The sequence below is a fragment of the Pseudomonas sp. B21-009 genome (assembly GCF_024749345.1).
Classification (GTDB): domain Bacteria; phylum Pseudomonadota; class Gammaproteobacteria; order Pseudomonadales; family Pseudomonadaceae; genus Aquipseudomonas.
The window spans coordinates 3,520,417-3,543,272 of the sequence record NZ_CP087199.1 but is presented as its reverse complement, the minus strand read 5'-3'; the positions used below and the strand labels follow the sequence as shown (position 1 = coordinate 3,543,272).

Sequence of the window (22,856 nt, the reverse complement as noted above, 5' to 3'; positions counted from 1 at the left end):
GCCGTAGATCGAACTTATCCTGCTGACAGCGTCGTCGGAGAATGCCATGAGCCTCAGATTATTCAATGCAATCGTATTCCAGATCCCGATAGTGGCAATCGCTTTAGCACTATTGGCAGGGTGTGCCGAGCACCCACCAACGCCTGTTGCCCAGCCCCCTGAAAAGTCCAAGGGAACCTTGGTACACATCAAGCGAATAGATGGTTATTGCCTGGCCGTGGGCGCGTTCAACTTTGATAAACCCTATACACGACATGTTGGGCTGGCCACGTGCAATGATCAGGACCCCGCTCAGCAATGGCACTACACCGAAAATAAAGAAATACTTTCGCAAATCACCGATCCGAGGGGAGAGCGATTGATGTTGTATGGGATGGACATAGTGGGTGGCAGACCTTCGGTTTGGGTAACGTCACCACCCTCAGTAGTTTCTCCCAGTTACCGCTGGGAGCATGATGCCCAGCGAAACACACTGACGACGCAGGTTCCGGCTCATGCAGGGCTTGCTTTAACTGTGTTTGTCGAGGGCTATGGTTGGTTGGATCCTCGGGTCAATGGTCGTGTCACGCAGAATTTTACTATTGTACCGATTCAACAGCCCGTCGCTCCGTGGGTGCAAATCAAACAGAGTAATGGCCACTGCCTGGCCGTAGGGGAGCTTGATGCTACGCAATCGCTCGCGACTCGCCGTGTCGGCCTGGTTACTTGCAACGCTACCGATCCAGCGCAGCAATGGCGCCACACTGCAGATAACGAAATCATTTCCGCGGTGGCCGACAGCAAGGGCGGGGCATTACTGCTGGAGGGGGAAAACATAGAGGTTGGCCGAGGCGCTGTTTGGGCCCGCCCGCGCGCTTCAAAGGCACAGGCCTACCAACATTGGACGTACAACAGTCGGCGAAAGGGCCTCTTTCCTCAGGGCCCGGGCACGGCTGATAAAGCCTTGACCGCTTTTCTCGACGACCTGGGAATGTCCTGGCTGGACCCTTGGAACGGCACGCCAATGCAACGGTTCACGCTTGATCCCGTCAGCCCCTGACAGGTCAGCACGCTACCCCCACCAACTTGCCGCCTTGGTGCGGCAAGTTGATGATCGGGTTCTTGGGATGCTTCTGGCTTCAGTTCAATGGGCACCACGATGCACTCATAAGCTCCGTCGCCCATAAACCCGCGCCGCAACACTGGCAAGCGCTGCACACAACATCAGGCTAACCCCCAATGCCTGCCACTCACTTGCCAGGCTCAAGCCCGCGCCAATCAACGCGTAATACAACAACCCGAACAACGCCCCCGCCGTCCCCCGGCAATCGCCATACTCGATCAGCGCCGAACCCAGCAGCAGCGCAATCGCCATGGCGAAGGCGCCGAGCATGAAGGCCATGGCCACCGCGATCAGCCAGTGCTCGCCCAGCAGCAGGATCGCCAGCGCCGCCAGCAGGTTCACCGCGCAGGCCAGGTTGAGCAGGGTTGCCTGGCTGACACCCCGTGCCAGCAATCGCGCATTGAGGCGCGCGCCGAGCAGCGAGCCCAGCGCCAGCAGTACGCCGCTGTAGCCAAACAGGCTGTGCAACTGCAAACGCTGGAAAATGAACGGTGCCAGGCTGTACCAACTGAACACGCCGATGTTGAACAACGCCACCAGCAGCGTCGCCAGCAGCACCCGGCGATCACCGAGCATCCGCCGCAAGGTGCCGATCACACTGGCGTGGTGGGGCGTTTGCGGGCGGGTTTCCGGCATCAGTTGCCAACTCCACAGCGATAACGCCAGGGCCATCAGCAACTGCGCGGCGAGCACGCCACGGTAACCCAAGGCCTGGGTCAGCAGCGAGCCGCTGAGCACGCCAATCGCCGGGCTGATGGCCAGGAACATGCCGATCAGGGAAAACACCCGCGCCAGTTGCGCACCGCTATATGCATCGCGTAGCGCGGTTTGCGTGACCACCGAACCGACCGCTGCGGCGAAGGCGGCGACGATGCGCGCGCCAAGCAGGCCGGCGAAATGTGTGACCAACAGGGCCGCCAGCGAAGCCAGGCCGTACAGCAGCAAGCCTGCGAGCAACGCCGGGCGTCGGCCCCAGAGGTCGCACAGGCGGCCCCAGACCAGCACGCCGACGGCAAAGGCGGCGAAATACAGCGACAGGGTTTGCCCCGCCTGTGCAGGCGTTACCCCAAAGCCCTGGCCGATATCCACCAGGGCGGGGCTGTAGAGGGTTTCGCCGATCTGCGGGAACATCAGCAGGGCCGTGGCCAGGGGCAACCAGGTGCGTTGGGTCATGAGCAGGGTCCCGTGGGTAAAAGGGCGCTCATGGTAGGCGGCGGGCGATGGGTGTATTGTCGCGGTCTGGTCTAGAAATAGTGAAAATCGGACAACCTGCATGGCCTGGCTGGAACCTACCGCCCTCTTCAACCCCGAGCACGTCGATGCGCCCATCGTCGGCATCTGCTCGGCCCTGGGCGAGCACGATTCCGGCGTCCATCAGCACCGTATGGGACAGGTGCTGTTCACCCGCCAGGGCTGTGTGCGCATCGATGCCCAGGCGCCGGACCTGCTCTGCCTGCTGCCGCCGACCCGCGCGGCCTGGATTCCCGCCGGCGTAGCCCATCGGGCGCGAATGCGGGCGACCGTGGACTATCGCTCGGTGTACCTGGACACCCGCCACTGGCCGCGTTTGCCGGATGAAGTGGTGATCCTCGACGTCAACCCGCTGCTGCGCGAACTGCTCGAACGCATCGCCCAGGCGCCGTTCGAAACCGACTGGAGCCAAGGCGCCGCCGCGCACCTGGCCGGCCTGTGCATCGCCGAACTGCAGGCTGCCGGGCAGCAGCCGATGCGCTTGCCGCTGCCCAGGGACCGGCGCCTGGCGCGCCTGGTCGAGAACCTTGAGCAGTTGCCGCCGCCGCTGCAAGAGCTGGCCCGCACAGTGGGCGCCAGCGAGAAAACCATCGGTCGCTTGATTCGCCGCGACACTGGCATGTCCTACCAGCAATGGCGCCAGCAGTGGCGGCTGGTACGGGCGGTGGAGCAGTTGGCGATCCATCAGCCGCTGACCCAGGTGGCGCTGGAGCTGGGCTTTGCCAGCGACAGTGCGTTCATCGCTTTCTTCAAAAGCATGACCGGCAGCACGCCGCGGGCGTATTGCCGCTGAGCAGAAGAGCAGCCCAGGCTCAATCTTGCAGGTCGTCCTCGCTCATCCACTCCACGGCATCGGCCAGCGCCACTTCGGCCACCCACTCACTGAAACTGCGGGTCACCTGTTCATAGCTCAGCCGCGAGCGTAGCTCCAGCTTGTCGGCGAACGACAGGTGCGCGGTGATTACCTTGTCTTCGATCACCCCGTCGCGCACCACGAAGAAGGCAAAGTCTTCCCGGTCCTGGCGGCGGGCGAACAGGTAGACCTCGAAGTCCGCGCCGGTCTCCTTGGCAAAGGCCCGGGCGGCGAAGGCGTTTTTGCTCAGGTCCGGGCCTTGTTGCAGTGACGCCGGGGTGTCGCAGAAATACCACGGCTCCCAATCGGTCAGGCCTTTGTGGATGAACCAGCGGTAGGCAAGCGGGTAGGGCATGGGGTTGGTCCGTCAATGAATACAGGCGCGGCGGTACTCGCCCGGCGTTACGCCATAGGCTTGCTTGAACTGCCGGTTCAAATGGCTCTGGTCGGAAAAGCCCAGGGCGAAGGCGACGTTGAACGGTAGGCAATCGTTTTTCAGCAGTTCGCGGGCGCGGCTCAGGCGCCGTTGCTTGAGCCAGGCATGGGGCGGCAGGCCGGTGGCCTGGCGGAACACCCGGGCAAAGTGAAAGGGCGAGAGGTTGACCGCCGTGGCCAGTTCTTCCAGCGATGGCGGGTAGGCCAGGCGGCTGTCCATCAGTTCCTTGGCCCGGGCCACGGCGCAGGGTTCGTTGCCGGGCGTGCGCGCGGTGCCGGCACGGGCATGGCGTTGCACCAGCAACAGCACGGCTTCGCGCCAGGCGGTTTGTTGTTCCAGGGCACCGGCGCCGTGTTCGGCCGAGCAGTGCAGCCAGCTGAAGGCCTTGGCCAGTTGCGGGTCGTGCAGTACGCTGGCGTCGAAGCGCGGCAGGCCGTCGCGCTTGAGCTCCAGCTCGTCGAGCACGCCGGTGATGCGCTCGCTGTCGGGGTAAAAACCGCGATAGCGCCAGCCATCTTCGCTGGCCTTGGCACCGGTGTGCAGCTCGTCGGGGTTGATCAGCACCATGCTGCCCACCGGCGCCAGGTGTTCGCTGCCGCGGTGCCAGAAACGCTGGGCACCGGACTCGATGATGGTGATCACGTAGCCTTCGTGCACATGGGGAGCGAAGCGCTGCTGAAAATAACGCGCGTGCAGCATCTCGGTATCACCGAGCGCCGAGGCTTGCCAGAAGCGGGTCTGTTCCTTGTGTGCAGGGTTCATGGGCTGCCGTTCAACCACCAACGAAAGACAAAAAAGAAGGCCATGCTCAGCAGCATGCTGATCAAGGTGCTGCGGGTCAACAGCACCAGCACCACCGCCACTACCGAACCGACCAGGTACGGGTTGCTCAGGCTCAGGTCGAGCTGGTGCCCGGGCAAGAACACAATCGGCCCGCAAATGGCGGTGAGCATGCCCGGCACGGCAAAGCCGAGGAACTGCCGGGCATTGGAGCTCAGGCGCAAGGGCAGGCGCGGTTCCAGGAAGGCATAGCGGTTGAGGAACACCAGCAGGCCCATGCCGATAATCAGGGCGAAGATCATGCGCGTGCTCCACTGAATTTCTGGCAGACAAAGCCGGCGCTCATGCCCAGCAACCCGGCGGCCACCAGGCCGATGTCCCAGTGCCAGGCGCTGAACAGCACCGAGCAGAACAGCGACACCGCCACGCACACCACGGTGGGCAGGTTGCGCACCAGCGGCGCGATCAGGGCAACGAAAGTGGCGACGATGGAAAAATCCAGGCCTAGCTGGTCGAGGTGCGGAATGTTCTGGCCGAGGATGATCCCGGCCAGGGTGAACAGGTTCCAGGCAATGTAGAACGTCAGGCCGACCCCCAGGGCGTACCAGCGATTGAACTGCTGTTGGTCGTACTGGCTGGTGAGGGCGAAGAACTCGTCAGTGAGCAAAAAGCCCAGGCCCAGCCGCCAGCGGGTCGGCAGGCCCGACAGCACCGGGCGCATCGACAGCCCGTAGAGTAGATGCTGGGAAGTCAGCAACAGGGTGGTCAGCAGGATCGAGAACAGGTTGGCGCCGCCCTTGAGCATGCCGATTGCCACCAGCTGCGCGGCACCGGCAAAGACGATCGCCGACAGGCCCTGGCCTTCCCAGGGGCTGAGGTTGGCTTCGATGGCCATGGAACCGGCCAGCAGCCCCCAGGGAGCGACGGCGAGGGACAACGGCAGGATGGCGATGGCGCCACGGATGAAGGCCTGGCGGGCGAACGGCGGACTGGACATGGACGGCAGCAACAACCAATGAACAAGGTTGTACAGCATGCCAGAGGCGGGCGCCGCTGACTTGAACGATCTTGCTGTCAGCGGCGCGGCAGAGGGCTTGGCGCTCAGTAGTGGTTGCTGGCCAGGCGGCGCTGCGCGGCGATGCAGCCATTGATGTCCACCGCTTTTTGCCAGTAGGCCTTGCTCTGCGCCGGGTCGGTGCTGGCCAGCAGGCGGTAGACCTCGGCCTGGTAGTCGCGCTGGCGGCCCCACTGCATGGCCAGGCCCTGCGGTTGCTCGCGATGGCACAACAGGCGCACGGCCGGTTGCGGGTAGTAGGGGGCGTACAGGCTGGCCAGGTTCGGCACGCTTTCGAGCGCGTTGCGGTATTCGCTACGGCTGTAGTTGGGGCACCAGTTCTCGATGCCCAGGGCCGCCGGGGCAAAGCCCTGGCCCATGCTGGCTTCGAGCAGCGGGCAGGCGGCAGCGGAAATCTGTGCTGCCGGCAGGTAGGTGATGTAGTAGAGCGCCAGGCGATACTGGGCGGCCGGGTGGTCAAGCTCCACGGCTTTTTTCAACAGGCTCACCGCAGGCGCCAGGGTGCGGCCCAGGGCCTGGCCTTGCTGGGCAAGATCCTGGTCGGTGGTGCTGGTCTTGAGGGTGAAGCTGGCGCTCTGGTTGTCGGCCTGTTCCAGCAAACTCACGGCCTGGCGGTACAGCAGGTCGGCATGCGGGTCGATCTGTACGCCGGCAGCCAGTACCGAAGTCGGCAGCACGACGGCGAGCAGGCCGTGCAAAAGGGGCGAGCGGATCAAGGAAGTGCCTCTGGAATTCGGGGCCGGGCGGGTATGCATGTTGGCTTGGAGAAGACTGCGCTGTTCAGGGTTCAATCCGACTGTCCATAGTGTGGCTGGCCTGGGTGATAGCGCGCCATTCTAACCGCTCCGGGCCCGCGCCCGAAAGCGTAGCCCGTCAGGGCAACAGTTGCCGGATGTTGTAGGCCAGCCCGACGGCGGCGATGGCCAGCAGTACCACGGCGCTGATGGCGCTGATCAGGCGCCGGTCGAGGCGCTCGGCGAGGCGGCCGATGACCAGGATGTACAGGCCCAGAATGCCCAGGTCGAGCACCAGCCAGACCAGCGCCAACAGCATCAGGCTGTGGCTGAATTGCTCGGTGACCTGAATGAACTGCGGGAAGAAAGCGACGAAAAACAGGATGTCCTTGGGGTTCGACAGGCCAATGGCAAACCCCTGCCATAGCCCGCCCTGGTGCACCGCAGGCGGCGCTGCGGCGTGCGCGGGCCGGCGCAGTTCGGCCAGCGCGCCGAGGCCCAGAAAGCCGATGAACAGGCAGCCAAACACGCTCAAGGCGCTAAGCAGCAGCGGGTTGATCGCGGCGCTGCTGAAGATCAGCAGCGCCGCCAGGGCGATCAGCACCAGTGACGCGCCGTTGGTGCCCAGGGCGGTCAGCAGTGCCTGTTTGCGCCCGGCGCGAGCGGTGGTGTTGACCACCAGCGCCACCACCGGGCCGGGGCTGGCGATCAGCAGCACAACGGTCAGGGCGTAGGTAGCAAGCAGGGCACTGTTCACGGGCGGGTCTCGAGGGCGTTTGGCGGGAGCGCAATTCTCGGCAGGCCCGGTCCGGTTGTAAAACGCCTGTTACTGTGGCTTTCTATTAGTTTGACTCATGCTAGAGGCGGCCATGACCGAACGCATTCCCGCATTGCAGGCGCTCAGGGCGTTCGAGGTGGCCGCGCGCTACGGTTCGTTCACCCGCGCCGGCGAAGAACTGGCCCTGACCCAGGGCGCCATCAGCCATCACATCAAAACCCTCGAAGGCCTGTTCGACTGCGCCCTGTTCGAGCGCCGCGGGCCGAAAGTGGCGCTGACCGAAGCGGGCCGGCTGCTGGCCCAGGAGCTGAAAATCGGCTTCAAGATCATCGAAAACGCCTGTGGCCTGCTCAGGCAGGACCGCCAGCAGCTGCGCCTGAAGGCGCCCTCGACCCTGACCGTGCGCTGGTTGCTTGGCCAGTTGGCGCTGTTCAAGCACTGTGAAGAACACGCTCAGGTGCAACTGAGCAGCGTGTGGATGGACATCGATACGGTGGATTTTTACAGCGAGCCCTACGACTGCGCGATCCTGTTGGGCGACGGACATTTCGGCGCCGGCATCGCCAGCCTCAAGCTGTTTGACGAATGGCTGGTACCGGTGTGCCAGCCCGGTTACCCGGCAGACCTGGCCCATTGCGAGCTGCTGCACCCATCTCCCGACCGGCGCGACTGGCGGCGCTGGTTGCAGCGCACCGGGGCTGCGGCCATCAGCCTTGAGCGCGGCCAGCTGTTCGACACCCTTGACCAGGGCATCTCGGCGGCTCAGCAAGGCCTGGGTGTGGCCGTGGTCGACCTGTTGCTGGCCAGCGCCGAGCTCGCCGCCGGGCGCCTGGTCACGCCGTTTGCGCAGGCGGTGGCCACCGGTGAGGGCTATTACCTGGCCTGGCTGCAGGCCAGCCCCAAGGCCCGCCAGGTGCAACAACTGGGGGCGTTCTTGGTGCAGCAGGTGCCACAATTGCCTGCCCAGGGCTTTGATTATTTATATGACTAATACTGCGGCGCGCCAGCATCGGGCAGCAGCCGCGTGCTCATGAAGTCGATGAACACCCGCAGCCGTGGCGGCACTTGCCGCCCCGAGGGCCACAGCAGGTAGAAGCTGCCGCGGCGCTCCATGTAGTCATCGAGCACGGTCACCAGGTCACCGCGCTGCAACTGCTGGCGCACGGTGAAGTCGGGAATGCAGGTGATGCCGCGATCGCGCATGGCAAAGCAGATGCGCGTGTCGACGTGGTTGCAGACCATCGACACCGGGATCTCATAGGCGTGGCCGGCGGGCTCCTGACGCAGCGGCCACTGTTCGAGCTTGCCGGTGCTCGGGAAACGGTAGTGCAGGCAGGTGTGGCGGGCCAGTTCGGCGGGGTGCGCGGGGCTGCCATTGCGCGCCAGGTACGCCGGCGAGGCCACCAGTACATGGTGAAAATGGCCAAGAAAGCGCGCGCTCAGGCGTGAGTCGCTGGGCGTTCCGCCGCGCATTACCACGTCAAAACCTTCGCCGATGATATCGACCATGCGGTCGTCGAAATCCAGGTCCAGTTCGATCTCCGGGTACTGCGCCATGAACTCGCTCAAGGCCGGCATCACCAGCGCAGTCACCTGCGGCAGGCTGATGCGCAAACGCCCGCGCGGCACTTCACTGGCCTGGGACAGCTCAAGCTCGGTGGCCTCGATCTCGGCAAGGATGCGCCGGCTGCGCTCCAGAAACTGACTGCCCTCGGCGGTGAGGGTGATGCTGCGCGTGCTGCGGTGAAACAGGCGTACGCCCAGGCGGCGCTCCAGGCGCGCCACGCGCTTGCCAATGGCCGAGGCGCTGACCCCCAGCGACTGCGCAGCGCCGACAAAACTGCCGGTTTCTGCCACCCGCACGAACACCACGAAACCGCTGAGGCTATCCATCTGCATTTCCCGATTGCGGACACCCGTGTCCGTTATGAGCGGAATTGTACCCGGCTTTTTCCGCAGTGCGCGCAGGCTTAAGGTTCGCCCATCTTTCCTACAGGAGTTTCACCATGACCCACATCAGCTGCAGCGCCGATGGGCCGGCCGCACTGGAGCAGCCCTTGCCGGTCAGCGGCCTGCTGGCCCTGGCCATGACCGGCTTTATCGCCATCCTCAGCGAAACCTTGCCGGCCGGGCTGCTTGGGCAGATCTCCAGCGGCATGCAGGTCAGTGAGGCGATGGCCGGGCAGATGGTCAGCGTCTATGCCCTGGGCTCACTTTTGACCGCCATCCCGCTGGTGACCCTGACCCAGGGTTGGCGGCGGCGTCCGGTGCTGTTGCTGGCGATTGTCGGCTTTTTGCTGTTCAACACGGTGACGGCGTTGTCGAGTTCGTACTGGCTGACCCTGGTCGCGCGCTTCATGACCGGTGTTGCCGCGGGCCTGGCCTGGGGCGTGATTGCCGGGCATGCACGGCGCATGGTCAGCCCCGAGCAGCAAGGCCGGGCCATGGCGGTGGCGATGATTGGTGCGCCAGTGGCCTTGTCGCTGGGGGTGCCGGCCGGCACCTGGCTGGGCGAGTTGCTGGGCTGGCGCATGACCTTTGCCCTGGTGTCCGGCGCGACCCTGGTGCTGGTGGCCTGGGTGCTGTGCAAGGTGCCGGATTTCGACGGCCATGCCCCGGGCCAACGCCCCGGTATCGCTCAGGTGCTGCGCACACCCGGGGTGCTGGCGGTGCTGCTGGTGATCCTCACCTGGGTGCTGGCGCACAACGTGCTATACACCTACATCGTGCCGTACCTGGCCTCGGTGGGCCTGGCGGCGAGCACCGGCATGGTCCTGCTGACCTTCGGCATTGCCGCCCTGGCCGGCATCGGCGTGGTCGGTGCGCTGATCGACAAGCACCTGCGCAACATGGTCCTGCTGAGTTTGTTCGGTTTTGCCGTGGTGGCGCTGGTGCTTGGTTTTGTCAGCCAGTCGGCGCCGCTGGTGTATGTCAGTGTCGCGCTCTGGGGCCTGACCTACGGCGGCGCGCCAACCCTGCTGCAAACCGCCAGCGCCGATGCCGCCGGGGAGGGCGCCGATGTCGCCCAGTCGATGATCGTCACGGTATGGAACTCGGCCATTGCCGCCGGTGGCCTGCTTGGCGGTGTGTTGCTCAGCCAGTGGGGCGTGGGCAGTTTCCCCTGGGTGTTGCTGGCGCTGATCGCCCTGGCCCTGCTGATTGCCGGTCGCGCCCATGGCCACGGTTTCGCCCCGGGCGCACGGGTGCCGAGCTAAGTTCGCCAGGCCGCCGCGCAGACGGGTAGAATCGCCACATACACAGGTGTTTTCGAGGTTGCAGCGGTGGAGTTACAGCAGGGCTTTGTCCTGACCCGGCATTGGCGCGATACCCCGGCCGGTACCGTTGTCGAGTTCTGGCTGGCCACCGACCAGGGCCCACGGCGCTTGCGTCTGCCGCTGCAGACTTCAGTGGCGTTCGTCCCCGCCGAACAGCGGCGCCAGGCCGAGGCGGTGTTGCGCGGCGAGCGCGAGGTCGAGTTGCGCGAGCTGGCCCTGCGCGATTTTGAACAACGGCCGGTGCTGGGCTTGTACTGCCGTCAGCACCGCCAGTTGATCCAGCTGGAAAAGCGCCTGCGCGCCGCCGGCGTGCAAATCTACGAAGCCGATGTGCGCCCGCCGGAGCGCTACCTGATGGAGCGCTTCATCACCGCGCCGGTCAGCTTCAGCGGCACGGCGGATGCCAGCGGCGTGTTGATCGACGCCCAGCTCAAGCCCGCCGCCGATTACCGCCCCACGCTCAAACTGGTGTCGCTGGACATCGAAACCACCGAACGCGGCGAGCTGTATTCGATTGCCCTCGAAGGCTGTGGCCAGCGCCAGGTGTACATGCTCGGCCCGGCCAATGGCGACGCCGCAGGCGTGGATTTCGACCTCGAATACTGCGACAACCGCGCTCAATTGCTCGAACGCCTCAACGACTGGCTGGCCGTGCACGACCCCGATGCGATCATCGGCTGGAACCTGGTGCAGTTTGACCTGCGCGTACTGCAGCAGCACGCCACCCAGCTCAAGGTGCCGCTGCGCCTGGGCCGTGGCGGTGAGGCAATGGACTGGCGCGAGCACGGCAGCCGCGCGCATTTTTTTGCCGGGGCGGCCGGGCGGCTGATCATCGACGGTATCGAAGGGCTGCGTTCGGCGACCTGGAGCTTCCCCTCGTTCAGCCTGGAGAACGTGGCCCAGACCCTGCTCGGCGAAGGCAAGGCGATCGACACCCCGTACCAGCGCATGGACGAAATCAACCGCATGTTCGCCGAGGACAAGCCGGCCCTGGCCCGCTACAACCTCAAGGACTGCGAGCTGGTGACGCGGATCTTCGCCAGGACCGAACTGTTGACCTTCCTCCTCGAACGGGCCACGGTCACCGGTTTGCCGGCTGATCGCAGCGGCGGTTCGGTGGCGGCGTTCTGTCATTTGTATATGCCCTTGATGCACCGCCAGGGCTTCGTCGCGCCCAATCAGGGCGAGCGCCCGGAGGAGGCCAGCCCGGGCGGTTTTGTCATGGATTCGCGACCGGGCTTGTACGAGTCGGTGCTGGTGCTCGACTACAAGAGCCTGTATCCGTCGATCATCCGCACGTTTCTGATTGACCCGCTAGGGCTGGTCGAAGGCTTGCGCGAGCCGGGCGATGAGACCTCGGTGCCAGGCTTTCGCGGGGCGCGTTTTTCCCGCAGCCGGCATTGCCTGCCGGCGATTGTCGAGCGGGTCTGGCAGGGCCGTGAGACAGCCAAGCGCGAGCACAATGCGCCGCTGTCCCAGGCGCTGAAGATCATCATGAACGCCTTCTACGGCGTACTCGGTTCCAGCGGTTGCCGCTTCTTCGACCCGCGCCTGGCCTCATCGATCACCATGCGCGGCCACGAGATCATGCGCCGTACCCGCGAGTTGATCGAAGCCAAGGGTTATACGGTGATTTATGGCGACACCGACTCGACCTTCGTCTGGCTCAAGCGTGCCCATGACGAGGCGGACGCGGCGCAAATTGGCCGCGAGCTAGTGCAGCAGGTCAACCAGTGGTGGCGTGAGCACCTGCGCGACAGCTATGGCCTGGACAGTGCCCTGGAGTTGCAGTACGAAACCCACTACAAGCGCTTTTTGATGCCGACCATTCGCGGCGCCGAGGAAGGCAGCAAGAAACGCTATGCCGGCCTGGTGCAACGTGGCCAGGGCACTGAAGAGATGATCTACAAGGGCCTGGAAAGCGTGCGCACCGACTGGTCGCCGCTGGCCCGGCAGTTTCAGCAGGAGCTGTACGAGCGCATCTTCAAGCGCCAGCCTTACCAGCAGTACCTGCGTGAGTATGTGCGCAAGACGTTGGCCGGTGAGCAGGATGAACTGTTGATCTACCGCAAGCGCCTGCGCCGCCCGCTGGCTGACTACCAGCGCAACGTGCCGCCGCATGTGCGGGCGGCGCGCATGGCCGATGACTTCAATGACCGTCAGGGCCGGCCGCGGCAGTATCAGAATGGCGGCTGGATCAGCTACGTGATAACCGTGGCGGGGCCGGAGCCGCTGGAGACGCGACATTCGGCGATCGATTACGACCACTACCTGATCCGGCAATTGCAGCCGGTGGCGGATGCGATCCTGCCGTTCGTGGAGGATGACTTCACGGCGCTGATCGATCGGCAGATGGGCTTGTTCTAGCCGGACCTGCATGCACCGACCCTGTGGAAGCTGGCTTGCAAGCGATGGCTGCGTAGCAGCCGCTATTGAGTCCACACCACCCGCAGCAAAGCCACCATCAACCACGCCGTCGCCGCCAGGGCGGTGATGGTGCGCACATGGTTCCAGCGGTTCCACACCCGTGCATAGGTGGGCCAGGCACTGGCCGCTTCGCTGCTGGCCGGGTCCAGGCGCGCCAGGCTCTGGTTGCGCGGCACGTTGAACAGCAGGGTCACCAGTACGTTGCCGAGCAGGTACAGGCCGCTGCCGATGCCGATGCACAAGCTGCCGGGCAGTGGCCAGCGCAGCCAGGCCCAGGCCAGCAGGATCGCGCAGGTGACGGCGGTGCCGAGAAACAACGACAGGAACAGGCGGTTGAGCACCACCTGGTTGATCGACTGCATGGCGGTGACCGCGCTCTGCGCCGGGATGCGCTCCAGGGCCTGCATGACAAAGTTTGAGAAGGCGAAGAACAACCCGCCCATCAACCCACAGCCCAGGGCGGTAACAAGGATCAGCAGCAACAGCAGGGTATCGGCAATGCTCATGGTTCAGGCCTTTTTCCAGGGTGGTCGACGGGCATGGCTGGCGGCCTTCAGCTATCCTCAGAATCGGATGACAGACCTTTCGGAAGGTATCCAAGGTCGCACTTGGTAATCGGAAGTTACCTTTGCTTTGCCCACTCATCTGGCCCTGTAGTTTAGGCTCGCAACCCGGATCTTTCGTCGCGATTTGTAGTCTTTGATGCATGGAAATTGAAAGGAGATGCGCATGCTTGTTCGGTCACTGACCCTCGCCGCCTTGCTGGCCTTTGTTGCCGGTCCTGCCCTCGCTGCCGATAGCGATGACCCTCTGGCCCGGGATCTGAACAAGGCCCGTCCCTTGGTAGTCCTTGCCCCCAGCACCGCCGACCCGACTCTGCGCGAATTGAACAAGGCCCTGGAAGACCCGGCCAGCAAGGCGGCATTCGAGGAACGCAAGCTGGTGCTGTACAGCGTTGCCGGCATGATCGGCAAGCGCGATGACAAGTTCATGGATCAACAGGAGACCATGGCCCTGATCCGCCGGTTCAAGTTCAGTGCCCGGGATACGATGGTCACCCAGGTGGTACTGGTAGGCAAAGACGGCGAACAGCACCGGATCGAACACACCGGCACCCTCGAGCCCAAGGCGATTTTCGATGCGGTCGACCAGTTGCCAGCGGCAGAGAAAGCCATCGTGCCGGCGACCGTTGCCGATTTGAAGGAGGACGCCACCAAGGGCAAAGAGGTCAAGTCCGGCAAGGACGGCAAACCCGCTAAACCCGCCAAGCCGGCACCACCACCCAAACCGCCGAAGCCGCTGGAGGATTGAGGTTCAACCAGAAGCGTGCAGACGTACAAAGAATGCTGTGTTGAATGTGCCGAGCTGTTCGAGGAACTGTTCGGCGCTGGCTTCGGGTTGATAGGCGTGACGCAAAAAGAATTCGACCTCAGCGGCCAGTTGCGGACAAGCAATACGTAACTGGTCAGCATGATCCTCCAGGGTCAGCGGCCACGAAGGGTCCTTGTCACTTCGCAGCATATTGCCGGCCCGCAATGCCTTGCGTGAGGCTTCCCGTTGCAGCCGGCGCAGCGTGTCTGCGTCGCCCGCATCGGCGATACCCTCGGCATATCGCTCAAATGCAGCGTGCAGGTCGGTATTGACTGCCCGCGCGATGGCTGGTGAAGGCTTGAATGGCGCGAAGTTCTGGGCGAGGTCTTCGCCCCAGATACAGCGGCAGTGATGCTTTAGCCAGTAACCCCAACTGTTGCGGTGTTCCTCGGCCAGCACCTGATCACGGGTGCCGATGTCGAAATCGATCTTGCTCACCAGTGGGTGCCGGTCCTGCAGCTCAGCTCTGGCCCGTTCTAGCTGCTGCAGATCATTGGCGTTGGGGCAATGGTTGAATATCAGGGTCACGTCCAGGTCCGATTCACCTTCGCGGGCATCGCCACGGGCAACGCTGCCGTAAAGGTAAATGCCACCGAGCAGCGTATGGCATCGGTTTTCGAGGGTGCGGCAGAGGTCGTCGAGCACAGGCCGGTAGGCGGGTTGTTGCGCTATCGGCGCAAGCGTGAGGATATCGCCGTTGGCATCCACCCCACCGATGTACTTCTCCATGAACACCCGTTGGAAACCCTGATCGAGGGCGCGATGGGTTTCGTGATACCCAAGCGCTTGATACAGCCCCAGGTTCTCCGCCATGGCCTGGTTGGTGTACAGGCGAATCCGCGGCAATCCCAGCTGGCGGGCGCGGGCTTCGGCCTGCTCGAGCAGCTGGCGGCCATGACCGCGGCCCTGGGCTTGGGGATGCACCGCGACATTGTCGAGGAGCATTGTCTGCGCTTCGACGATCAGCACCAGCAGACCCACTACCTGTCCCTGGTCTTCCAGCACCTGAAGCTGCCGGCGGGTGACCAACTGCGCGTAGTCTTCCAGCATCGGGCCGGGCTTGGCGCCGATGCGGGCGATGTAGGGGCTGTAGGCCGCCTCGATCAGAGCATCGATGGCGGGCAGGTCTTCAGTGGAGGCCAGGCGGATCATGCAGCGAGTCCTTGGGCGAGCGTGCGGTTCACTACGCTAACACTAACTCCCGGTCTTGACCTTGCTCCATACCCGGGTGCGGATGCGTTCGTACTTGAGTGGCAGCGGCTCCAGGGCGAACAGGGTGTCGAGCACCGCCTGGGGTGGGTATACCGACGGGTTGTCGCGGATTTTTGCGTCTACCAGCGGCGCGGCATCCTTGTTGGCGTTGGGGTAGCCGAGGTAGTTGGTCGAGGCAGCGATTACCTCGGGGCGCAGCATGTAGTCGATGAAGGCCAGGCCTTGCTGCGGGTTGGGCGCGTCCTTGAGCAGGACCATGCTTTCGAGCCAGAACGGTGCGCCTTCGTGCGGAATGCTGTAGCGGATGTCGCGGCCATTGTTGGCGTTGTTGGCGGCAAGCTTGGCATCGAACACCCCGCCAGACCAGCCGAGCACCACGCAGACATTGCCGTTGGCCAGGTCGGAGATGAACCGCGAGGAGTCGAAGTAGGCGATGTGCGGGCGCACCTTGAGCAGCAGCGCCTCGGCCTTGCGGTAGTCCTCGGGGTTCTTGCTGTTGTAGGGCAGGCCCAGGTAGTGCAGGGCGATGGGGATGATCTCGCCGGGTGCATCGAGCATGGCCACGCCGCAGTCGGCCAGCTTGGCGAGGTTTTCTTCCTTGAAGATCAGGTCCCAGGAGTTGAGCGGTGCATCCTTGCCCAGGCGCGCCTTGACCTTGTCGACGTCATAGCCCAGGCCCGTGGTGCCCCACAAGTAGGGGGCGGCGAAGCGGTTGCCGGGATCGTTGCCCTGCAGTTTGGCGAGGATCTGCGGGTCCAGGTGCGCCAGGTTGGGCAACTGGCTGCGGTCGAGCTCGGCCAGTACCCCGGCCTTGATCAGGTTGGGCAGCAGGTCGGCGCTGGCAAACACCACGTCATAACCGCTGCGCCCGGCCATCAGCTTGCTCTGCATGCCATCGCTGTTGTCGAACACGTCATACACCGGGGCGATCCCCGAGGCCTGCTGGAACTCCTTGGTGGTGTTCGGCGCGATGTAGTCATACCAGTTATAGATGTGCACGCTGGGCGCGGCGGCCTGGGCGGCGGCCAGGTTGAGCAGCGCGGCCAGGGCCAGGGGCAGGCGACGGATCGACTTCATGAAGGGCACTCCGGATTCTTGTTATAGGGGTAGCGCTCAGGGGATCAGCAGTTCGCGGCGGCCATCGGCGTGTTCAAGGCGCTGGCCAGGCAGGTGCAGGCGCCGGTCGGCCAGGTAGTCGTAGTCGCGGCGAGCCAGTTCGAGTTGCCCAATGTCCAGTTCGATGAGCTGCCGGCAGGGCTCGCGCCCGGCCTCGAACAGCAGGCGCCCGTGCGGGTCGACCACGGCGCTGCCACCGGCGAACACCAGGTTGTCATCGCCTGCACCGACGCGGTTGACCATCAGCGCGAAGGCCTGGTTCTCCTGGGCGCGGGCCATGATCGCGGTGCGGTGCACCGGGCCGTAGGGGTCCATGTTGCCGTTGCTGACCACGATCAGCTCGGCGCCCAGTTGCGCCAGGGCGCGGCTGCTTTCCGGCAGCTCGATGTCGTAGCAGATCAGCAGGCCGATACGCAGGCCTTTGAAGGTGGTGGTGGCGTAGCGATCACCGGGGGTGAACAGGCCGCGCTCCGAGGGCCACAGGTGGGTTTTGCGGTAGCGCAGGGCGATGCCTTCGGGGGTGAGTAGCAGCGAGGTGTTGTAGAAGCGGCCATCGGCCTTTTCGGCCAGGCCGATCACCACCGCCACGTCACGTTTGCGCAGCGCCTGCAGCACCGCCTGGACGCTGGGGCCGTCCACCGTTTCGGCAACTTCGGCCAGCTGTTCGGCGCTGGCAAAACCCATCAGTTGGGTTTCCGGGAACACCAGCAGGTCGGTGTCGGCCGCACAACCGGCGATCGCTTCAAGGGTGCGTTGCAGGTTGTAGGCGGTATCGCCGTCGCGGCCGGCGAGTTGTATCAGTTCGATCTTCATCGGGGTTCCTTGCGGGGGGCTGGAACCGAGTATGCGGCGCGACGGCGTGGGCGTTAATTACGTTGATGGAGTAACCCTGAATGGGTAATGGCGTTCAGATCTCGCGTTCGACAAAGGCAAAGTCATCGTCGATCAGTTGCTGCAGGTACTGATCGAAACTGTCGGCGATCACTTCATAACTGTCCGGGTCGTGCAGGTAGCGCACCACCTGGCCGACAGTGCCACCAGCGGCGGGGTTGAAGTCGATGTACAGCTTCGAGCTACCGCCGTTGTTCATGCAATGGGAGAAACACAGGCGCTGGTTCATGGCCAGGTCGCTGTCGATGCCCGCGCCGACGGTTTCCGGGTATTCCTCCAGGTACTCGCCGTACATGCCGCGAATGCTGTCGGTGTAGCTCCGGGCGTCTTCGAGGATCTGCTCGCTGGCGCTGAGGTAATAGGGGTATTCGAACACGTCCGAACCGAGCACCAGGACGATGACCGTGCCGCCTGGGTAATCACGAAAATGAGTGCCGTCGATCTGCCCGAGCAATCGCAGCAGGCTGTCGGGGCACAGCGGGTAGTGGGCGCTGAGTTTTTGCAGGTCTGCGGCCGAAGCGCCGTGGGCGAGGTTCAATTGTTCAAGCTCTTCGCTTGGCAGCGCCTGGCGCAGGCCGCTGAGGTAGGTTTCGACGAGTGACATGGGGCGGTTCCTTCCTGAAAGCGCAGAGATGTCTGGGCAGGCTGACTGAAATTGGCCGTGATTGCGAGCGCTATGCGCTCGATCGCCGGCAAGTCCGGCTCCCACAGAGCTGGCGCAATTCTCAAGGTTCACCGGCGCTCTTCCAACCACTTCACTCATTCGCATAGAATGATAGAAATTCTCATTTACTTTTTCGAGTCATCATGAGCGATTCCAACCCCGCCCTGCGCCAGCAGGTCAGCCACCTGTACCAGGCTCATCACCGCTGGCTGACCGGCTGGCTGCGCCCGCGAGTGGCGTGCCATGACCTGGCCGCCGACCTGATGCAGGACGTGTTTGTCCGCGTGCTCAGCGCCGACGATGCCGTCGACCGCCTGCGCGCCGTACGCGAACCGCGGGGCTACCTGGCGACCATCGCCCGGCGCTTGATGATCGACCATTTTCGCCGTGCGCGGCTCGAACGCGCCTGGCTGCAGGCGCTGGCCGAGCAACCTGAAGCCCTGGATATTTCCGCTGAAGCGCGGGCGATCCTGCTGGAAACCCTGTGCGAGCTGGATGCCATGCTCGCCGGCCTCGGCGCCCGGGTGCGCAAGGCTTTTCTGCTCTCGCAACTGGACGGCATGACCTACAAGGCCATCGCCGAAACCCTCGGCATTTCGGTGGTCACGGTCAATCGTGACATCGCCAAGGCCCTGCACCATTGCACGCTGTACAGCCTGCAACACGAGGCTGACTGATGGCCGCCCTCGATTCGCGCCAGCTCGCTGCCCTTGAGCAGGCCGCCGCCTGGCGTGCGCGCCTCAATGATGAAAGCGCCGGCAGCGCCGAACACGCCGCCTGGCACGCCTGGCTGCAGGCCGACGAGCAGCACCGCTGGGCCTGGCAGCAGGTCGAGCGGGTGCAGCAACGCCTGCAGCAAATGCCCACGCGCCTGGCCGGGCGCACCCTGGAACTGGCCGGCCAGCAACCGGCGCTGGGCCGTCGCGGTGTGCTCAAGGGGCTGGTGCTGGCGGCGGGAGCCGGTGCTGTGGGGTGGGGCGGTTACCAGCAGGCGCGCCAGGGCCCCTGGTTCGCTGATTATCACACCCGCACCGGCGAACGCCTGAACCTGACCCTGGACGACGGCAGCCAGGTTCAGCTCAACACCGCCAGCGCCCTGGATGTGCGCTTCGACCTTCAACAGCGCCTGCTGGTGCTGCGCGATGGCGAGGTGCTGATCACCACCGCCAAGGACCCGGCCAACCGGCCCTTCCTGGTACAAACCCGCCACGGCACCGTGCAGGCATTGGGCACACGCTTTTCGCTGCTGGCCGGCGAGAACACCACGCGCCTGGCAGTGTTCGAAAGCCGCGTACAGGTGCTGGCGGGCGAGCAGGGCGGCGGTGCGCTGCTGGAGGCGGGCGAGCAATGCCGCTTTGCCAACCCGGCGCTGGTGCTCAGTTCGCCACTGGAGGGCAACCTGGATGCCTGGAGCAAGGGCCTGCTGATCGCCAACGAGCAGTACCTGGGGGTCTTTATCGCTGACCTGGCGCGCTACCGCCGCGGCTGGTTGCGTTGCGCGCCGCAAGTGGTGGGGCTGCGCATCAGCGGCACCTTCAGGCTCGACGACCAGGCACAGATCTTCCGCGCCCTTGAAAGCACGTTGCCGGTGCGGGTCAGCCAGCGCACGCCGTATTGGGTGACGGTAGAGGCACGCAAATAAAAGTATTTTTCATGCAAATGATATTAATTCGTCTTGTCGTTCGACTTATGGAAGGCAGGCCCACTGCCTGAATGCCAACCAGAAGAGAACGCATCGAATGAGAACCCGCCCGATTCACCACGCCCTGCGCTGTTGCGCGCTGTTGTTGCCCTTGAGCATGGCCCAGGCCGAATCGGCCGCGCGCAGCTACGACCTGGCCCAGGACGATCTTGGCCAGGTGCTGACCCGTTTTGCCGCCCAGGCCGGCGTGGTGCTGTCATTTGACCCGGCGCTGACCCGGGGCCAGCGTAGCGAAGGCCTGCACGGCCAGTACGGGGTCGAGGAGGGCCTGCGCGCCTTGCTCGCCAGCAAGGGCCTGGCACTGATCAAGGAAGCCGACGGGCGCTACAGCCTGGTGCGCGAAGTGAACGAGGCGGGTGCGATCAACCTCAGCGCCACCGAGGTCACCAGCAACCAGCTGGGGACCATCACCGAAGAAAGCCACTCCTACACCCCCGGCACCATTGCCACCGCCACACGCCTGGTATTGACCCCGCGCGAGACGCCGCAGTCGATCACCGTGGTGACCCGCCAGCACATGGATGACTTCGGCCTCAACAACATCGACGATGTGATGCGCCACACCCCGGGCATCACCGTCTCGGCCTATGACACCGAGCGCAACAGCTACTACGCCCGCGGCTTTGCCATCAGCAACTTCCAGTACGACGGCATTCCCTCGACTTCGCGCAACGTCGGTTACTCGGCTGGCAACAGCCTCAGCGACATGGCCATCTACGACCGCGTCGAAGTGCTCAAGGGCGCCACCGGCTTGCTCACCGGCGCAGGCTCGCTGGGCGCGACCATCAACCTGGTGCGCAAGAAACCCACCGCCGAGTTCAAGGGCCATTTTGATCTGGGCGCCGGCAGCTGGGACAACTACCGCAGCGAACTGGACGTCAGCGGCCCGTTGACCGACAGCGCCAACGTGCGTGGCCGGGCGGTGGCGGCCTATCAGGACAAGCACTCGTTCCTCGACCACTACCAGCGCAAGACCAGCGTCTACTACGGCGTCCTCGAGTTCGACCTCGACCCCGACACCCTGCTGACCGTCGGCGCCGACTACCAGGACAACAACCCCAAAGGCTCCAGCTGGTCGGGCACCGTGCCGCTGTACGATGGCAATGGCGACACCAATAATGTCTCGCACCACTTCAACAACGCAGCGAAATGGAGCAGCTGGGAGCAGTACACCCGCACCGTGTTCGCCAGCCTTGAGCATCACCTGGACAACGGCTGGGTGGCCAAGGCCCAGTTCGATCACAAGATCAACGGCTACCACGCGCCGCTCGGCTCGATCCAGGGCTACCAGCCACGCAAGGACGGCACCGCCGGCATCTATGCGCAGAAGTACACCGGCGAAACCGTGAGCGACTCCCTCGACCTGTACCTGAGCGGGCCGTTCCAGCTGTTCGGCCGCGAGCATGAACTGGTGATCGGCAACTCCTATACCGCCTCGCGCTGGAAGGGCAACGACTACCGCGACGTTACCCATGCCAATAACAACATCCTCGACTTTCCCAGCTGGGACGGCGACATCGCCGAACCTGACTGGGGCCCGGTGTCGGCGCGCACCGACGACAAGGTTCGCCAGAACGGCACTTACCTCACCGCGCGCCTGCACCCGATCGACGACCTGACCCTGCTGCTCGGCGGGCGCCTGGTCAACTACAGCTACGACGGCATCGACGCCGACAACAAGGAAAACGACCGCCTGATCCCTTACGTAGGCGCGGTCTATGACCTCAACGACACCTATTCGCTGTACGCCAGCTACACTGACATCTTCATGCCTCAGGACAGCTGGTTCCGCGACCGCACCGACCGCCTGCTGGACCCGGACGAAGGGCAGAACTACGAGGTGGGGATCAAGGGCGAGTTCCTCGATGGCCGGGTCAACGCCAGCCTTGCCTATTTCGAGATCCACCAGAGCAACCGCACCGTCGAGGACAACCAGTACAACGGCGACCCGACCAACCCGGCGGTGGGCTTCGCCTGGATGGGCGTCAAAGCCAAGACCAAGGGCTTCGAAGCTGAAGTCTCGGGTGAGCTGGCGCCGGGCTGGCAGCTGCAGGGCGGCTACACCCACAAAGTGATTCGCGATGACGATGGCCAGAAGGTGTCGACCTGGGAGCCGGAAGACCAGGTCAGTTTCTACACCAGCTACAAACTCAAGGGCGCGCTTGATCGCCTGACGGTCGGCGGCGGCGCGCGCTGGCAGGGCAAGGGCTGGCAGGTACTGCGCAACCGCCCCAAGGGCATCGACGAGGAGTTCGCCCAGGACCCGTTCTGGCTGGTGGACCTGATGGCCCGCTACCAGTTCACCGAGCGTTTTTCGGCCACGGTAAATGCCAATAACCTGTTCGATAAACGTTATTACACCAACATCGGTTTTTATAACTCGATGTCGTACGGTGACCCGCGCAATTTAATGCTGACTACGCGCTGGGATTTCTGATCGGCTAAATAAAAAACGCCCCCTTGATCTATAAAAAAGGGGGCGTTCTGTTATTCCGGCTTACAATTGCTTATCGAGCGCCAGGCCCGGCTTCTACGGGCGGCTTCAGGATCAGGTAGGCTTTTAGCGCAAGGGCTGCAAAGCAGAAGGCCATGCCGGCAATGAATTGAAATGTAGTCATAAACTGCCCTCCAAAACAATTAACTGACGATTATAACATCTATAAATAATATAACTAGGCGTGGCGTTCGTGTTGCAATAACCAGCGCTTGCGTTCAATACCGCCGCCATAACCTGTCAGTGCGCCATTGCTGCCCACCAGCCGATGGCAGGGAATGGCCAGGCTCACCGGGTTCAGCGCATTGGCCAAGCCCACTGCCCGTGCAGCTGCCGGGTTACCCAGCTGTGCAGCAATCTGCCCGTAGGTGCGGGTAGTGCCTGGCGGAATTTCCCGTAACGCCGCCCACACCCGTTGCTGGAACGGCGTGCCGCCGGCATCAACTACCAGCGCATCAAACGCCTGCAACTGGCCTGAGCAATAAGCCTGCACAGCATCGGCGAGCGCCGTCAGCCCAGCGGTTTCGCGTAATTGCACAGCGGCGCCAAAACGGGTGCGCAGCAACCGCAGCAGGCGTTTTTCTGGCTCATCGAATTCCAGCGCCAACAGCCGTTGGTCATCGCCGACGATCAGCACCTGGCCAATCGGCTCCGGCAGGTGCAGGCGGCGCAGCAGCAGTTCGCTCATGGGCAGT

Annotated in this window: 23 protein-coding genes; 9 read left to right on the top strand and 14 right to left on the bottom strand. The window is 63.9% G+C overall.

Translation table 11 applies throughout. The features are described 5' to 3' along the window. Positions 1 to 46 precede the first annotated feature (46 nt). Positions 47 to 1,039, top strand: coding sequence for a hypothetical protein (locus LOY34_RS16035; protein WP_195884469.1), 993 nt, complete (start codon positions 47 to 49; stop codon positions 1,037 to 1,039). A gap of 105 nt (positions 1,040 to 1,144) precedes the next feature. On the opposite strand, the gene LOY34_RS16030 is transcribed toward LOY34_RS16035, so the two are convergent. Then, a complete protein-coding gene (locus tag LOY34_RS16030; protein ID WP_195884468.1) occupies positions 1,145 to 2,275 on the bottom strand; it encodes a Bcr/CflA family efflux MFS transporter in 1,131 nt (376 codons plus the stop codon). A gap of 100 nt (positions 2,276 to 2,375) precedes the next feature. Between LOY34_RS16030 and LOY34_RS16025 the strand changes: the two genes are divergently transcribed. Continuing rightward, positions 2,376 to 3,146 carry a helix-turn-helix domain-containing protein gene (locus LOY34_RS16025; protein WP_195884467.1) on the top strand — a complete coding sequence of 257 codons (771 nt, stop codon included), beginning with the start codon at positions 2,376 to 2,378 and terminating at the stop codon, positions 3,144 to 3,146. 19 nt (positions 3,147 to 3,165) lie between these two features. On the opposite strand, the gene LOY34_RS16020 is transcribed toward LOY34_RS16025, so the two are convergent. The 6 genes from LOY34_RS16020 to LOY34_RS15995 all read right to left on the bottom strand — a co-directional run bounded on the left by LOY34_RS16020 (position 3,166) and on the right by LOY34_RS15995 (position 6,988). Next, complete coding sequence (locus tag LOY34_RS16020) at positions 3,166 to 3,561, bottom strand: hypothetical protein (protein ID WP_093381488.1); 396 nt, start codon at positions 3,559 to 3,561, stop codon at positions 3,166 to 3,168. Positions 3,562 to 3,573: 12 nt separating this feature from the next. Then, positions 3,574 to 4,404, bottom strand: a complete 831-nt coding sequence (locus LOY34_RS16015; protein WP_195884466.1) for an AraC family transcriptional regulator — start codon at positions 4,402 to 4,404, stop codon at positions 3,574 to 3,576. Next, positions 4,401 to 4,724, bottom strand: coding sequence for an AzlD domain-containing protein (locus tag LOY34_RS16010; RefSeq protein ID WP_093381490.1), 324 nt, complete (start codon positions 4,722 to 4,724; stop codon positions 4,401 to 4,403). Before LOY34_RS16010 ends, LOY34_RS16015 begins: the two co-directional genes overlap by 4 nt. Then, positions 4,721 to 5,419 carry an AzlC family ABC transporter permease gene (locus LOY34_RS16005; protein ID WP_045195646.1) on the bottom strand — a complete coding sequence of 233 codons (699 nt, stop codon included), beginning with the start codon at positions 5,417 to 5,419 and terminating at the stop codon, positions 4,721 to 4,723. The genes LOY34_RS16010 and LOY34_RS16005 overlap by 4 nt, the downstream gene beginning before the upstream one ends. A 104-nt stretch (positions 5,420 to 5,523) precedes the next feature. Beyond that, positions 5,524 to 6,252 carry a sel1 repeat family protein gene (locus tag LOY34_RS16000; RefSeq protein ID WP_195884465.1) on the bottom strand — a complete coding sequence of 243 codons (729 nt, stop codon included), beginning with the start codon at positions 6,250 to 6,252 and terminating at the stop codon, positions 5,524 to 5,526. Positions 6,253 to 6,370: 118 nt separating this feature from the next. Continuing rightward, positions 6,371 to 6,988, bottom strand: a complete 618-nt coding sequence (locus LOY34_RS15995) for a LysE family translocator (RefSeq protein ID WP_195884464.1) — start codon at positions 6,986 to 6,988, stop codon at positions 6,371 to 6,373. Positions 6,989 to 7,100: 112 nt separating this feature from the next. On the opposite strand from LOY34_RS15995, the gene LOY34_RS15990 reads away from it, so the two are divergent. Next, complete coding sequence (locus LOY34_RS15990) at positions 7,101 to 8,000, top strand: LysR substrate-binding domain-containing protein (protein ID WP_195884463.1); 900 nt, start codon at positions 7,101 to 7,103, stop codon at positions 7,998 to 8,000. Here the strand turns inward: LOY34_RS15990 and LOY34_RS15985 are convergent. After that, the gene (locus LOY34_RS15985; protein WP_093381496.1) at positions 7,997 to 8,902 is read right to left on the bottom strand and encodes a LysR family transcriptional regulator; all 906 of its coding nucleotides are present in this window, start codon (positions 8,900 to 8,902) and stop codon (positions 7,997 to 7,999) included. The two genes, LOY34_RS15990 and LOY34_RS15985, sit on opposite strands and share 4 nt — an antisense overlap. Positions 8,903 to 9,015: 113 nt before the next feature. Between LOY34_RS15985 and LOY34_RS15980 the strand changes: the two genes are divergently transcribed. Beyond that, positions 9,016 to 10,224 (top strand): MFS transporter, encoded by a 1,209-nt coding sequence (locus LOY34_RS15980; RefSeq protein ID WP_195884462.1) that lies wholly within the window; start codon positions 9,016 to 9,018, stop codon positions 10,222 to 10,224. A 66-nt stretch (positions 10,225 to 10,290) separates the two neighbouring features. After that, positions 10,291 to 12,651, top strand: coding sequence for a DNA polymerase II (locus LOY34_RS15975; protein ID WP_258663528.1), 2,361 nt, complete (start codon positions 10,291 to 10,293; stop codon positions 12,649 to 12,651). 62 nt (positions 12,652 to 12,713) lie between these two features. Here the strand turns inward: LOY34_RS15975 and LOY34_RS15970 are convergent, their stop codons facing one another. After that, positions 12,714 to 13,217 carry a DUF1772 domain-containing protein gene (locus tag LOY34_RS15970; RefSeq protein ID WP_123566296.1) on the bottom strand — a complete coding sequence of 168 codons (504 nt, stop codon included), beginning with the start codon at positions 13,215 to 13,217 and terminating at the stop codon, positions 12,714 to 12,716. 223 nt (positions 13,218 to 13,440) lie between these two features. On the opposite strand from LOY34_RS15970, the gene LOY34_RS15965 reads away from it, so the two are divergent. Then, positions 13,441 to 14,022 (top strand): DUF4174 domain-containing protein, encoded by a 582-nt coding sequence (locus tag LOY34_RS15965; protein ID WP_195884460.1) that lies wholly within the window; start codon positions 13,441 to 13,443, stop codon positions 14,020 to 14,022. 3 nt (positions 14,023 to 14,025) lie between these two features. Here LOY34_RS15965 and LOY34_RS15960 read toward each other — a convergent pair whose 3' ends face one another. The 4 genes from LOY34_RS15960 to LOY34_RS15940 all read right to left on the bottom strand — a co-directional run bounded on the left by LOY34_RS15960 (position 14,026) and on the right by LOY34_RS15940 (position 17,905). Then, complete coding sequence (locus tag LOY34_RS15960; protein ID WP_195884459.1) at positions 14,026 to 15,234, bottom strand: GNAT family N-acetyltransferase; 1,209 nt, start codon at positions 15,232 to 15,234, stop codon at positions 14,026 to 14,028. Positions 15,235 to 15,276: 42 nt separating this feature from the next. Continuing rightward, the gene (locus LOY34_RS15950; RefSeq protein WP_195884458.1) at positions 15,277 to 16,371 is read right to left on the bottom strand and encodes a polyamine ABC transporter substrate-binding protein; all 1,095 of its coding nucleotides are present in this window, start codon (positions 16,369 to 16,371) and stop codon (positions 15,277 to 15,279) included. A gap of 36 nt (positions 16,372 to 16,407) precedes the next feature. Next, on the bottom strand, positions 16,408 to 17,223 hold the full coding sequence (locus tag LOY34_RS15945; RefSeq protein ID WP_195884457.1) for a carbon-nitrogen hydrolase family protein: 816 nt from the start codon (positions 17,221 to 17,223) through the stop codon (positions 16,408 to 16,410). A gap of 94 nt (positions 17,224 to 17,317) precedes the next feature. Then, positions 17,318 to 17,905, bottom strand: a complete 588-nt coding sequence (locus LOY34_RS15940) for an SMI1/KNR4 family protein (RefSeq protein ID WP_195884456.1) — start codon at positions 17,903 to 17,905, stop codon at positions 17,318 to 17,320. Between the two features lie 203 nt (positions 17,906 to 18,108). On the opposite strand from LOY34_RS15940, the gene LOY34_RS15935 reads away from it, so the two are divergent. The 3 genes from LOY34_RS15935 to LOY34_RS15925 all read left to right on the top strand — a co-directional run bounded on the left by LOY34_RS15935 (position 18,109) and on the right by LOY34_RS15925 (position 22,104). Further along, entirely contained in the window at positions 18,109 to 18,642 is a 534-nt protein-coding gene (locus tag LOY34_RS15935) for a sigma-70 family RNA polymerase sigma factor (RefSeq protein WP_093381507.1), read from the top strand. Then, positions 18,642 to 19,607, top strand: coding sequence for a FecR domain-containing protein (locus LOY34_RS15930; protein WP_195884455.1), 966 nt, complete (start codon positions 18,642 to 18,644; stop codon positions 19,605 to 19,607). Before LOY34_RS15935 ends, LOY34_RS15930 begins: the two co-directional genes overlap by 1 nt. 157 nt (positions 19,608 to 19,764) lie before the next feature. Continuing rightward, positions 19,765 to 22,104, top strand: coding sequence for a TonB-dependent siderophore receptor (locus LOY34_RS15925; protein ID WP_309475830.1), 2,340 nt, complete (start codon positions 19,765 to 19,767; stop codon positions 22,102 to 22,104). A 235-nt stretch (positions 22,105 to 22,339) separates the two neighbouring features. On the opposite strand, the gene LOY34_RS15920 is transcribed toward LOY34_RS15925, so the two are convergent. Then, positions 22,340 to 22,849 carry a methylated-DNA--[protein]-cysteine S-methyltransferase gene (locus tag LOY34_RS15920; protein ID WP_195884453.1) on the bottom strand — a complete coding sequence of 170 codons (510 nt, stop codon included), beginning with the start codon at positions 22,847 to 22,849 and terminating at the stop codon, positions 22,340 to 22,342. Between the last annotated feature and the right edge of the window lie 7 nt (positions 22,850 to 22,856).